At 75.0% G+C, this 14326-nt stretch carries 2 protein-coding genes (1 of these 2 cut by a window edge); both read right to left on the bottom strand.

Going from position 1 to position 14326, the window contains the following annotated elements; all coding sequences use genetic code 11:
• Positions 1-8000: the 5' portion of a non-ribosomal peptide synthetase gene (locus VT50_RS00700; RefSeq protein WP_046084497.1), read on the bottom strand. Its footprint begins 7480 nt before the window's first position; only the first 8000 of its 15480 coding nucleotides appear in the window; its start codon is at positions 7998-8000; its stop codon lies off the left edge, out of view.
• Positions 7997-14326, bottom strand: coding sequence for a non-ribosomal peptide synthetase (locus tag VT50_RS00695; RefSeq protein ID WP_075200260.1), 6330 nt, complete (start codon positions 14324-14326; stop codon positions 7997-7999). The genes VT50_RS00700 and VT50_RS00695 overlap by 4 nt, the downstream gene beginning before the upstream one ends.

The raw sequence follows: 14326 nt of genomic DNA, 5'->3' as shown, positions 1-14326 counted from the left end.
CCCTCCAGCGGGACGGTGATGTCCCGCGGGGCGAGGACGTGCTGCCGGGGACGGCCGCGGTGCTCGGGGAAGACGGTCCGCAGGCTCTCGTGGCGGGCCAGCACATCGCCGAGGGCCGCGCGCAGCGCCTCCCGGTCCAGCTCCCCCACCAGCCGGATGGCGATCGGCACGTTGTACACCCCGCTGGGGCCGTGCAGCCGGTACAGGAACCACAGCCGCGCCTGGGCCGAGGACAGCGGGATCTCCTCGGGGCGGTCCGCCGGGACCAGGGCCGGACGGGCGGCGCCGCCGGCGGACGACAGCCGCCGGGCGAGCCGTTCCGCGGTCGGGGCCTCGAACACGGCCCGCACGTCCACCTCGGCGCCGAAGGCCGACCGGACCCGGCTCAGCAGCCGCACCGCGCTGAGGGAGTTGCCGCCGAGGGCGAAGAAGTCGTCGTCCACGCCCACCCGCTCCACGTCGAGCACCCGGGCGAACAGCGCGCACAGGATCTCCTCCTGCGGGGTGCGCGGCGCCCGCTCGGCCGCCTCGGAGCGGAACTCCGGCGCGGGCAGCGCCGCGCGGTCCAGCTTGCCGTGCGCGGTCAGCGGAAGGGCGTCCAGCACCACGACCGCGTCCGGGACCATGTACTCCGGCAGCGCACGGGCGATTCCTTCGCGCACCGCCGCGCCGTCCAGCGTCCGGTCCGGCCGGGCGGTGGCGTAGGCGACCAGCCGACGGGTGCCCGGCTGGTCCTCACGGACCACGACGGCCTGGGCGGCCACGTCCGGGTGGGCCGCGACGGCCGCCCCGACCTCGCCCAGCTCGATCCGGTGGCCGCGCAGCTTCACCTGGTCATCGGCGCGCCCGGCGAACACCAGGTCGCCGCCCGCCAGCCGGCGGACCAGGTCACCGGTGCGGTACATCCGGGTGCCGGGCGCGCCGTACGGGTCGGCGACGAACCGCTCCGCGGTGAGCGCGGGCCGGTTCAGATAGCCGCGGGCCAGCGCGGGCCCGGCGATGTACAGCTCGCCCGCGACCCCGGCGGGCACCGGCGCCAGACCGGCGTCCAGGACGTACGCCCGCACATTGCCCTGCGGGCGGCCGATCGGCACGGGGCCGCCGGGCAGCTCGTCCCCCGGGGCGATGCGGTACTCGGTGCAGTTGACGGTGGCCTCGGTGGGCCCGTACACGTTCCACACCGTGGCCGCCGGGTGGCGCTCCCGCCATGCGGCAAGCGCCTCGCCGACCAGCGCCTCGCCGCCCAGCAGCAGTTCGCCGGCCGGGGAGAAGCCGTCCGGCAGGGCGCCGAGCATCGGCAGATGGCTGGGGGTGGCCTTCATGAAGGTCAGCGGGGTGGCCGCGAGCCGCGCCGCGACGGTGTCGTTCTCCTCCAGGGCGCCGATGAGCACCGTGCCGCCGACCACCAGCGGGGTGAACAGCGCGGTGACGGTCAGGTCGAAGGCGACCGGCGAGTGCAGCAGCGCCACGCCCGCCGCGCCCGGGTAGCTGCGGGCGGTCCAGCCGAGGTAGTCGGCCACCGAACGGTGCGCGACCACCACGCCCTTGGGGCGTCCGGTGGAGCCCGAGGTGTAGATCACGTACACCGGGTGGTCCAGGGCGAGCGGCGCCGCCCGGTCGGCGTCGGTCAGCCGCGAGGGCTTCCGCTCCGCGAGGGCGGCGAGGGTCGCGGGGTCGTCCACCACCAGCCGCGGCGTGCCGCACTCGGGCAGCCCGGCGTCGACCTGGGCGCTGGTCACCAGCAGCGCCGGGGCGCTGTCGGTGAGCATGTAGGAGATCCGCTCCGCGGGGTAGGCCGGGTCCACCGGCACATAGGCGGCACCGGCCTTCACCACCGCGAGCAGGGCGATGACCAGTTCGGCGGAGCGCTCCATGGCCACCGCGACGCACCGCTCGGGGCCCGCACCGCGCTCGGCCAGCAGCCGGGCGAGCCGGTTGGCCCGCTCATCGACCTGGGCGTAGGACAGTTCGGTGCCGTCGGAGAAGAGCGCGGGGGCGTCCGGAGTGCGGTCGACCTGCGCCTCGAACAGCTCCGGCAGGGTCGCGGCCGGCTCGTCGGCCGAGGGCCCGGCCCACTGGGACTCCAGCAGCCGCCGCCCGTCCGCGCCGAGCAGATCGAGCCGTCCGACCGGGAGTTCCGGGGTGGCGGCGACGGCCTCCAGCAGCCGCCGCAGCCGTGCGGTGAGGTCCGTGGCGGTGGCGTGGTCGATCACATCGGGGCGGTGGTACCAGTTGAGCACCATGCGGCGCTCGTCCCGCATCACCACGATGCCCAGCGGATAGTGGTTGTCGCCCTTGGTGTCGACCTCGGACAGGGTGAGGCCGTGCACCGGCTCGTCCGACCCGCCGGAGGGGAAGTTCTCGAAGACCACGGCGGTGTCGAACAGCGTGCCAAGACCGGTCAGCCGCTGCAGGTCGGCCAGGCCGAGGTGGTGGTGGCCCATCAGCTCCACCCGCCGCTCCTGCACCGCGGACAGGGTCTCCAGCAGGGAGGCGGCCGGATCGACCCGCACCCGCACCGGCACGGTGTTGCTGAACAGCCCCACCATGGACTCCACGCCCGGCAGCTCCGGCGGGCGGCCCGAGACCGTCTCGCCGAACAGCACGTCGTTCCGCCCGGTGAGGCGGGCGAGCAGCATGCCCCACGCGCCCTGCACCACGGCGTTCATGGTCAGGCCGTGCCGGCCGGCGAGCTCGCCCAGCGCGGCGGTCAGCTCCTCGGGCAGTTCGTCCACGATCCGCCCCGGCAGCACCGCCTCGCGGCCCGCGGCGCCGGGCGCCACCAGCGTCGGCGCGTCGACCCCGGCCAGCGCGGTGCGCCAGGCGTCCTCGGCCGCGCCCCGGTCCTGTCGGGAGAGCCAGGCCAGGTAGTCCCGGTACGGGCTGACGGGCGGCAGCGCCGCGTCGTCGCCGCCGCTGCCGTACAGGGCGAACAGCTCACCCGCGAGCACCGGCGCCGACCAGCCGTCCAGCAGCAAGTGGTGCGCGGCGAACAGCAGCCGGTGGGTGTCCGCGCCGAGCCGGATCAGGGTGAAGCGCAGCATCGGGGGCCGCTTCGGATCGAAGCGGTGGGCCCGCTCGGCCCGCAGCAGCCGGTCCAGCTCGGCCTCCCGCTCGGCCTCGCCGAGTCCGCTCAGGTCGATCTCGTGCCAGGGCAGCTCGGCCTCGCGCGGGATCAGCTGGAGGGGCCGGCCGTCGGCGGTGTGGTGGAATCCGCCCCGCAGGTTGTCATGGCGGCGCAGCAGCCCGGCGACGGCGGCGCGCAGCGCCCCCGCGTCCAGGCGGCCGGTCACGTCCACGGCGAGCCGGGTGATGTAGACGTCCTCGGCGTCCTGGTCGTACTCGGTGTGGAAGAGCAGGCCCTCCTGGAGCGGCGAGAGCGGCAGGATGTCGGCCATCCCCGGCTGGGCGGCCTCCAGCCGGTCGATCTCCGCCTGCTCCACCTCGACCAGGGACAGGTCGGACGGGGTGAGCCCGCCGCCCTCCGGCCGGTCGGCGTGGGTGACCAGCGCCCGCAGCACGTCGAACCAGCTCCGCGCCAGTTCCCCGACCCGGTCCTCGTCCAGCAGGTCGCCCGGCCAGGTCCAGGTGACGGACAGCCGGGCGCCGTCGGCGTGGGTCTCGGTCACCGCGTTGACGGTGAGGGTGTACGGCAGCGGGGTCGCCTGGTCGGCGCCGCCGCCCAGGCCGCCCGCCTCGGCGTCCCCGGCGTCGTCGGCGGCGCCGATACGGCCCAGGTAGTTGAAGCCGATCTGGGGTTCTGCGTACTTGGCGAGGGTCACGGCGGTGCGCGGGTTGAGGTAGCGCAGCAGGCCGTAGCCGATGCCGTGGTCGGGGATGGCCCTCAGCTGCTCCTTGACCCGCTTCAGTGCCCCGGCCAGCTCCGGCCCCGCGGCCGCCACCTGCTCCCCGGTCAGCTCACCGGGGTCGATACGGACCGGGTAGAGGCTGGTGAACCAGCCGACCGTACGGGACAGGTCGGCGCCCGGGACGATCTCCTCCCGGCCGTGTCCCTCGAGGCCGATGAGCACCGAGGAGGTGTCGCCGCGCCCGTGACGGCGCCGCCAGCCGGTGACCGCGAGCGCCAGCGCGGTCAGCAGGACGTCGTCCACCTGGGCGTGGAAGGCGGCCGGTACGCGGCCGAGCAGCGGCTCGGTGACCTCAGCGGGCAGCCGCAGGGTCAGGTGTCCGGCCGTGGCGAGGGTGTCCCTGGCCGGGTCCAGCGGGCGGTCCGCCAGCGCCGGATCGGCGCCGCCGAGCATCTCGCGCCACAGCGGCAGCTCCCGCATCCGGTCCGGTTCCGAGGCCGCGGCGGTGAGCGACTGCGCCCACTTGCGGTACGAGGTGCCGACCGGCTCGGGTTCGAAGCGGCGGCCCTCGGCCGCGGCCTGAAGGGCCTCGGTCAGCTCGGGCAGCAGAACGCGCCAGGAGACGCCGTCGACGGACAGGTGGTGGATCACCAGCAGCAGCCGGCCCGGCCGGTCCGCGCCCGCGTCGAACCACACGGCCTGCACCATCCGCCCCTCGTCGGGCGCCAGCCGCGTCTGCGCGGACCGGAACTCCTCGGCGGTGAGCGCCGCGAGGGCGTCGGGGGCGAGCCCGGTGGTGTCCACCCGGCGCAGGCAGTCCCCGGCGCGTACCGCGCCGCGCGCGGCGACCTCCAGGGTCCACTCGCCGATGTCCTCGAGCCGGCTCAGCCGCAGCCGCAGCGCGTCGTGGTGGTCCAGGAAGGTCTGCAGCACCTGCCCGACGCGCTCGGTGTCCAGCCCGGCGGGCACCGGTGCGGGCATGGCCTGGTTGAACTGCTCGACCGGGCCGCCGTGTTCGCTGAACCAGTGGATGATCGGGGTCAGCGGCACCCCGCCGATCCCGTCGGTGGGGGCGGCGGCCCGGCGGGCGGGCGCCTTGGCCTCCTTGGCGACCTTCGCCAGCGCCTCCACGGTCTTGTGGCTGAAGACGTCCCGGGGGCTGAACCGCAGCCCGGCCTTGCGGGCCCGGCTGATCAGCTGGATCGAGCCGATGCTGTCGCCGCCCAGCTCGAAGAAGGACTCGTCCACACCGACCTTCGGCACGCCCAGCACATCGGCGAAGAGCGTGCACAGCAGCTTCTCCCGCTCGGTGGACGGCTCGCGGCCGGAGCCGGTGGAGCCGAAGTCCGGTACGGGCAGCGCCTTGCGGTCGAGCTTGCCGTTGACCATGAGCGGCAGCGCCGCCAGCGGCACGAAGAGCGCCGGAACCATGTACTCGGGAACCGCCGCCGCCACATGGTCGCGCAACGCCTCGGGGTCCGGCACCCCGCCCGGGGCGGGGACGACGTACGCCACCAGCTGCCGGACGCCCGGCTGGGACTCGTGGACGACCACGGCCGCCCCGTCCAGCTCCGGATGGCGGGCCAGCACGGCCTCGATCTCGCCGAGTTCGATGCGGAAGCCGCGGATCTTCACCTGGCTGTCGGCGCGCCCGACGAACTCCAGCTGCCCGTCGGCCCGCCAGCGAACCACGTCCCCGGTGCGGTACATCCGCGCCCCGGGCGGGCCGAACGGGTCGGCGACGAACCGCTCGGCGGTCAGCGCCGGGCGCCGCAGATAGCCCCGGGCCAGCCCGGCCCCGGAGACGTACAGTTCACCGGCGACCCCGGGGGGCGCCAGCCGCAGCGAGCCGTCCAGCACATACGCCCGGGTGTCGGGCACGGGGGCGCCGATCGGCGGGGCACCGGCGTCGGCCGCCAGCGGTTCGCTCATCGAGACGGCCACGGTGGACTCGGTCGGCCCGTAGGCGTTGACCATCCGGCGGCCCGGCGCCCAGCGCTCCACCAGCTCCGCCGGGCAGGCGTCCCCGCCCACGATCAGGCACCGGAAGTCCGGCAGCTCCTGGGCGGGCACGCTGGCGAGGGCCGCGGGCGGAATCAGGGCGTGGGTCACCCGGCGCTCGGCGAGCACGTCGGCGAGGGGTTCCCCGGCCAGCGGTCCTGGGGCAGGCACCACCAGCGTCGCGCCCGAGGTCAGCGCGGCGCACAGCTCCAGCACCGAGGCGTCGAAACTGGGCGAGGAGAACTGCAGCACCCGGCTCTCCCCGGTCACCGCGAACCGCTCCCGCTCCGCCGCGGCGAACGCGGCCAGACCACGGTGGGTGACCTGAACGCCCTTGGGCACACCGGTGGAACCGGAGGTGTAGATGACATACGCCGGGCCGTCCAGCCGGACCCGTGCCGGGTCCGGCCGGTCCACCGCCGCACCGCCGGCCGGGCCGTCGAGCTCATCGAGCACGACCAGCGCCTGGTCCGGGGCGGCGGGCACCACCGGGGCGTACGCCCGGGTGGTCAGCACCGCGACCGGACGGGCGTCGTCCAGCATGAACGCGATCCGCTCGGCCGGGTAGTCGGGGTCCACCGGCAGATACGCGGCACCGGCCTTCAGCACCGCGAGCGAGGCCACGACCGACTCGGCCGACCGGCCGAGCACCTGCGCCACCACCGCCTCGGGACCCACCCCGGCCCCGACCAGGGCCTGGGCCAGCCGGTCCGCCCGCGCGTCCAGCTCCGCGTAGGGCAGGGCCTCCTGGGCGGACTCCACCGCGACGGCGTCCGGGGTCCGTGCCACCTGGGCCGCGAACAGCTCACAGAAGGTGGCGGGCGCCACCGCACGGTCCGTGGCGGGCCCGCCCGCCAGCGTCCGCCGCTCCTGGTCGGACAGCAGCGCCAGCCGCCCCACCGGACGCACCGGCTCGTCGACCAGCGTGCGCAGGATGCGCACCAGGCGCTCGCCCGCGACCTCGACGTAATGCCGCTCGAAGATGTCGGGCCGGTAGTTGAGCACCAGCCGCAGCCGGCCCTCGAAGACGTGCGCCACCAGGCACAGCGGATAGTGGTTGGCGTCCAGCACATCGAAGCCCTCGATGCGCAGCTCACCCGCCAGCGCGCGCAGCGACTCCAGGTCGAAGGGGAAGTTCTCGAAGGCCACGTACGTGTCGAACAGCTCGCTGTGACCGGCCAGCCGGTGGATCTCGCTCATCCCCAGGTGCTGGAACGGCATCAGCTCCATGTGCTCGCGCTGGAGCCCCGCCAGCGCCTCCACCAGCGGCCGGCCCGGTTCGGTCCGCATCCGCACCGGAAGCGTGTTGATCAGCATGCCGACCATCCGCTCCACCCCGTCGACCTCCGGCGGGCGGCCGGAGACGACCGTGCCGAAGGTGACGTCGTCACGGCCGGTCAGCGCCGACAGCAGCAGCGCCCAGGAGCCGTGCACGGCGGTGGAGAAGGTCAGGTCGGCCCCGCGCAGCCGGGCCGACAGGGCCTCGGTCTCCGCCTCAGGCAGCTCCATGACCAGCTGCTCGGGGTGGACCACCGCCCGCCCCGGATCGACCGGGGCCAGCCGGGTCGGCGCGTCGATGCCCTCCAGGGCCTGCTTCCACACCTTCTCGGCACGGGCGTTGTCCTGACCTGCGAGCCACGCCAGATGCTCCCGGAAGGGGGTGACGGCGGGCAGCGCCGAGGCGTCGCCCCGGCGGGCGTACAGCTCGAAGAGCTCACCGAGCAGTACCGAGGTGGACCAGCCGTCGAGCAGGATGTGGTGGAAGGTGCACAGGAAGCGGTACGCGCCGTCGCCGAGACCCACCAGCAGGAACCGCATCAGCGGCGGCCGGGACAGGTCGAAGCGGTGCGCCTTCTCCCGGCCCTGCAGCCGTTCCAGCTCCACGGCGCGGGCGTCCGCGTCGAGCCCGCCGAGGTCGGCCTCCTCCCACGGCAGCCGCACCTCGCGCGAGACCACCTGCACCGGACGGCTCTGCTTGGGGTGGAGGAAGCCGGCGCGCAGATTGGCGTGGCGGCGCAGCAGCGCCGCGGCGCTCTCCCGCAGGGCCGCCACGTCCAGCGCCCCGCCGAGGTCCAGGACCACCTGCACGGTGTAGACGTCATGGCCCTTCTCGTCGTACAGCGCGTGGAAGAGCAGACCCTCCTGAAGGGGCGACAGGGGAAGGATGTCCTCGGGGCCCGACTTCGTCATTGCAGCGTCCTCCACTCGGCTTCGAGGCCGTCGATCTCGTCTTGGGAAAGCTCCACCAGCGCCAGGTCCGACGGCGTCCAGCCGCCGGCGTCCGGCCGCTCCGCGTGGTCGGCCAGGGCGCGCAGGGCGCGGAACCAGCCGTCGGCCAGCTCCCGCACATCGGCGTCCGACAGCAGCCGCCCGGGCCAGGTCCACACGGCCGTCAGCCGATGCCCGGACCCGTGCTTGTGGGCGACCGCGTTGAGTTCCACCGCGTGGGACAGGGGCTGGCCGGGATCGCCGTCGCCGAGCACGGCGTCGGTCTCCGGGGCGGGACTCCAGTCGCCCGCCGAACCGTCCCCGGGCGCGTCGGCACGGCCCAGGTAGTTGAAGAGCAGTTGGGGGCGGGCCAGTCCGGCGAACCGGTCGCCCGTCTCCGGGTGCAGATGGCGCAGCGGGCCGTAGCCGACGCCCTCGTCGGGCAGGGCGCGCAGCTGCTCCTTGACGGTGCGCAGCGCCTCACCGGCCGCGGCCCCGCCCGCCCACAGATCGGCCCAGTCGCCGTCCGCCACGCCCGGGTCCAGCCGGGCCGGGTGGATGCTGGTGAACCAGCCGACCGTACGGGACAGGTCCAGGCCGGGCGCCAGCTCCTCCTGGCGGCCGTGGCCCTCCAGGTCGACCAGGGCACCGGGCCCGCCCGGGTGTCCGCGCTTCCGCCGCCAGTCGGTGACGGCCAGGGCGAACGCGGTGACCAGCACGTCGTGGACGGTGCCGCGGAGGGCCGCGGGCACGGTCGTCAGCAACGGCTCGGTGTACTCCGCGGGCAGTGTCATCGTCAGCTGCCGGGCCACCCCGGCGGTGTCCGCCTCCGGGTCCAGCGGGGTGTCCACCAGATCGGGGGCGGGCAGCCGCAGCACCTCGGCCCACCGCTCCGCCTCGGCGGCCCGCTTCCCGTCGTCCGCGGCGCGCTCGTGGAGCAGGGTGGTCCAGTGGCGCAGCGGGGTGCCCACGGGCTGCAGCTCGGGGGCGCGGCCCGCGGCCGCCGCCTCCCACGCCGTGCGCAGGTCCGCCAGCAGGATCTGCCAGGAGACCCCGTCCACCACCAGGTGGTGGACCGCGAACAGCAGCCGGCCCGGAGCCCCGGGACCGGCGTCGAACCAGACCAGCTGGACCATCACGCCCGCCTCGGGGTCCAGCCGGCGCCAGGCCTCCGCGGCGGCGCCGCGCACCGTCTCGCGCAGCGCGTCCGGGTCCTGGCCGGTCACCTCCACGCGCCGGACCAGTTCCTCGGCGGACACCGTGCCGGGCTCGCCGATCCGGTACGCCCACCGGCCGTCCGCCTCCCGGCGGGCGCGCGTCCGCAGCGCGTCATGGTGGTCCAGGACGGTCCGCAGGGCGGCCGTCAGCCGGTCCCCCTCCCCCGCGCCGGGCGGCACCTGGCACAGGACGGACTGGTGGAACGAGCGGAACGGCCCGCCGGGCCCGCCGCGCTCCTCCAGCCAGCGCATGACGGGCGTGGGCGGGAGCTCCCCGGTGCCGCTCGGCCCGCCGGACGGGGCGGCCGGGACGGGCTCGGAGTCCGGGAGCACGGCGGCGATACGGGCCACCGTCTTGTGCTCGAACACGTCCTTCGGCGCGAGGTCCAGGCCCATCCGGCGGGCGCGGGCCACCAGCTGGATGGAGACGATGCTGTCGCCGCCCAACTCGAAGAAGGACTCCTCGAGGCCGACCCGCTCCACGCCCAGCACCTCGGCGAACAGCCCGGCCAGCGCCTCCTCCTGCCGGCTGCGCGGCGCCTGCTGGTCCTCGCCGCCGCCCGCCGCGCCGAAGTCGGGCACGGGCAGCGCCCTGCCGTCGAGCTTGCCGTTCGGGGTGAGCGGCAGCTCCTGGAGGGTGACGAACGCGGCGGGCACCATGTAGTCCGGCAGCAGCCCGGCCGCGTGCGCGCGCAAGCCCGCGTCGTCCGGCGCCGCGCCCTCGGCGGGCACCACGTAGCCCACGAGCTGCCGCAGCCCCGGCTGGTCCTCGCGGACCACCACGGCGGCCCCGGCGACCCGCGGGTGGCGCCGCAGCGCGGCCTCGATCTCGCCCGGTTCGATCCGGAAGCCGCGCAGCTTGACCTGGTCGTCGACGCGGCCGAGGTAGTCGAGCACCCCGTCCCCCCGCCAGCGGGCCAGGTCCCCGGTGCGGTACATCCGGGCGCCGGGCGCGCCGAAGGGGTCGGCGACGAACCGCTCGGCGGTCAGGCCCGGCCGGTTCAGATAGCCGCGGGCCAGCTGACCGCCCGCGATGTACAGCTCGCCGGGGACCCCGGCGGGCAGTGGCCGCAGCCCCTCGTCCAGCACATAGACGGCCGAGTTCCACATGGGGCGGCCGATCGGCACCGGGCCGTCGGGCACCGGCTCATCGGGGCCGATGCGGTGTTCGACACAGCCGACGGTCGCCTCGGTGGGTCCGTACTCGTTGACGACCGTGGCGCCGGGCCGCTGCTCGCGCCACCGTGCGACCACCTCGCCCAGCAGCATCTCGCCGCCGACGACCAGCTCACCGGTGGGCGAGAACTCCTCGGGGAGTACGCCCAGCAGTGCCAGATGGGACGGGGTGGCCTTGAGGAAGGTGGGCCGGGGCGCGCCGCTCCCCGGTCCCTCCAGCGCGGTGACCCGCACCCGGCCGCCGGTGATCAGGGGCGCGTAGAGCGCGGTGACGGTCAGGTCGAAGGAGACCGGCGAGTGCAGCAGCGCGCCGCCCGCCACCGACGGATAGCGCTCCGCCGCGTAGGCCAGGTACACGGCCACCGACCGGTGGCCCACCACCACGCCCTTGGGGCGGCCGGTGGAGCCCGAGGTGTAGATGACGTAGACCGGGTGGTCGGGGGTCAGCGGTGTGACGCGGTCGGCGTCCGAGGGGTCGCGCTCCACGGTGCCCGCGCAGGCCCGGACGTCGAGCACCGGCACCCCGGCCGGGACCGCGGCGGCGGACGGCTGGGCGGTCAGCACCAGCGCGGGGTCGGCGTCGGAGAGCAGATACGCGATGCGCTCGGCCGGGTACGCGGGGTCCACCGGCACATAGGCGGCGCCCGCCTTGACCACCGCGAGCAGGGCGACGACCAGTTCGGCGGAGCGCGGCAGCACCACGCCCACCACCCGCTCGGGCCCGGCGCCCCGGGCGATCAGCTCATGGGCGAGCCGGTTGGCGCGGGTGTTGAGCTCGGCGTAGGTGAGCGTCACGGCGCCCTCGACCAGGGCGGGCGCGTCGGGGGTGCGGGCGGCCTGGGCCTGGAACAGCTCCGGCAGCAGCGCGCCCGGCTCCAGCGTGCGGGCCTGGTTGAAGCCGTACAGCAGCTGCTCGTGCTCGGCCGGGGTGAGCACGGAGATCGTGCTGAGCCTGCGGTCCGGTCGGGCGGTGACGGCTTCCAGCAGCCGGAGGAACCGGGCCGCCATCAGCTCGATCGTCTCCCGGTCGAACAGATCGGTGGCGAACTCCAGCCGTCCGTCGACGCCGGTGACCCCGTCCGGTCCGGCGGGCCGCTCATCCAGTCCGAAGAGCAGATCGATCTTGGTGACGCCGGGGTCCACCTGCTGCGGGGTGGCGACGAGGCCGGGCAGCTCCAGGGTGGACTCGGACGGCGTCTGGACGTCCATCATCACCTGGAACAGGGGGTTGCGGGCCAGCGAGCGCTCCGGGTTAAGCGCCTCGACCAGCCGCTCGAACGGCACGTCCTGATGGGCGTGGGCGGCCAGCGCCATCTCCCGTGCCCGGTCGAGGAGTTCGCCGAAGTCCGGGTCGCCGGACACGTCGTTGCGGAACACCACCGTATTGACGAAGCAGCCGATGAGGTCGTCCAGCGCCGCGTCGGTGCGCCCGGCGACCGCGCTGCCCAGCGGGATGTCGGTGCCCGCGCCGAGCTTGTGCAGCAGGACGGCCACGGCGCTCTGGAAGACCATGAACAGGCTCGCCCCGTGGGCCCGGGCGAGCTCCGCCAGCCGGCCGTGCAGCGCGGCGCCGATCTCGAACCGCACGATGTCGCCGCGCTGGCTCATCTCGGGCGGCCGGCTCCGGTCGGCCGGCAGCGACAGCTCCTCCGGCAGCCCGGCCAGCGCCCGCTTCCAGTAGGCGAGCTGACGGGCCAGCGGGCTCCGCGGATCGTCCTCGGAGCCGAGGACGGCGTGCTGCCACAGGGTGTAGTCGGCGTACTGGACGGGGAGCGGCGCGAAGTCCGGCGCCGCCCCTGCCGCCCGTGCGGTGTAGGCCCGGCCGAGGTCACGCGCGAGCGGGGCGAGCGAGAGCCCGTCACCGACGATGTGGTGCAACACCACCAGCAGGACGTGTTCCCCGGGGCCGAGCGCCAGCAACCGGGGCCGTACCGCCGGTTCCCGCGCCAGGTCGAAGCCCTCGGCCACCACCGCGGCCACGGCCGCGCTCAGCGCGTCCTCGGTCACCTCGGTCACCGTCAGCGCGGTCCGGGCCGCCATCTCGGCGGTGGTGAGGATGTGCTGCCGGGGGCGGCCGTCGACCTCGGGGAAGTAGGTGCGCAGGCTCTCGTGACGGTCCATCACATCGGTCAGCGCCCGGCCCAGCGCCTCCCGGTCGAGACGCCCGGACAGCCGCAGCGCGAGACCCATGTTGTAGGCGCCGCTGGGCCCCTGGATGCGGTTGACGAACCACAGCCGCTGCTGGGTGAGCGACAGCGGCAGTTCGGCGGGGCGCGCCACGGGCGCCAGCGCCCTCCGGGCACCGTCCGCCTGCTCGGCGCGCGCGACCAGCTCGGCGACGACGGGGGCCTCGAAGACCGTGCGCACCGACAGCTCGACGCCCAGGGTCTCCCGGATCCGGCCCAACAGCCGGATCGCGGAGAGCGAATGGCCGCCGAGCTCGAAGAAGTCATCGTCCAGGCCGACCCGTTCGACCTTGAGGGCCTCGGCGACCAGGGCGCACAGGGCCTCCTCGCGCGGAGTGCGCGGGGCCCGGTAGGCCGCCTTCCGCCGTGTCTGCGGCGCGGCCGGCTCCGGCGCCGGCGGCACCCAGCCCTCGGGCAGCGGAAGGTCAAGCGCCCCCACGGGGTCCCCGGGGGCGGCGTCGGCCAGCGAGGTGAGGAAGTCCACCAACCGCTGCCGGTGGTCGGCGACGGTCTCGCGGGTGTACAGGTCGGCGTTGGCGTGGAAGTCGATCAGGAAGCCGTCGCCGGGCTCCCGGTTGTCGACCACCAGCGACAGGTCCTCCTCCGGGCCGATGGAGAAGCCCCGCACGGTGGAGGGGTGGCCGGCGAAGGTCAGCGGCGTCCCGTACATGATCAAGTTGATCTCCGGGCCCCACAGCCGCTGCCGTTCGCCCACCATGCGCAGATCGCGGTGCACGTCCTCGTAGCGGTAGCGCTGGTGGCGCAGCACCTGGTGGAGCTCCCGGCTGACGGAGCCGAGCAGCCCGGCCACGGTCGTGTCCGGGCCCACCTCCACCCGCAGCGGCAGCGCGTTGGACACCATGCCCGGGGTGCGGCGGGCGGTCTGGTCGGGGCGGGCGGCCACGGCGAGCCCGAGCACCACATCGGTGGCCCCGGTCAGCCGGTGCACATACGCGGCGATGGCCGCCACCGTGACCGCGGGCCAGCTCACCGACGTCTCCCGGGCGAGCCCGCGCAGCGCCTCCGCGGTCTTGGCGGGCACCTCGCCGGCCAGTCGCACATGGTCGGTGGGGACCCGGGTGGGACGGGGAGCCAGGCTCACCGGAGCGGTCAGGCCCTGCAGCCGCCCGGTCCAGAACTCCCGGTCCTCGGCGAACCGTTCGGACTCCCGGTAGGCCAGGTCCTGGGCCACCAGATCGCGCACCGAGCCGAAGGGGTTCGGCGACGGCTCCTCACCGGCCACCAGCGCCGTGTACACCGCGGCCACCCGGGCCACGATCAGCGACCAGCTGTAGCCGTCCACGATGGCGTGGTGCACCCGGCTGAACCAGGTGTACCGGTCCGGGGCCAGGGTGATCAGGCCGAACGTGAACAGCGGCCCCGCGGACAGGTCCACCGGGGCCGCCACCCGTGCCAGCATCCACGCCTCGGCCTCGGCCGAGGGGTCCTGCGCGGCGCTGACATCGAGCGTGTGCAGCGGCCAGTCCACGGCGTCCTCGACGCTCTGGCGGGGGCCCTGCGGGCCGGGCACGAACCGCAGCCGCAGGGTGTCCGCCTCGTCCACGGTCCTGCGCAGCGCGGCTTCGAACAGCGCCGGGTCGACCCGACCGGATATCTCGACGCATTCGGCGATGCTGTACATCGGGTTGTCCGGGTTCACCTGCTGGGCAAGCCACATTCCGGACTGGGCGGCCGTCAGCGGCAAGTGGGGACCGTTCTGATCGGCCAT

Origin of the sequence: Streptomyces antioxidans, assembly GCF_000968685.2 — a bacterium.
In the GTDB taxonomy this organism is placed as follows: domain Bacteria; phylum Actinomycetota; class Actinomycetes; order Streptomycetales; family Streptomycetaceae; genus Streptomyces; species Streptomyces antioxidans.
This window is presented reverse-complemented; position numbering and strand designations above follow the sequence as displayed.

Coding starts and splice junctions, on each gene's coding strand:
- VT50_RS00695 (WP_075200260.1), bottom strand. CDS start 14,326: ATGGCCGATCAGAACGGTCCCCACTTGCCGCTGACGGCCGCCCAGTCC.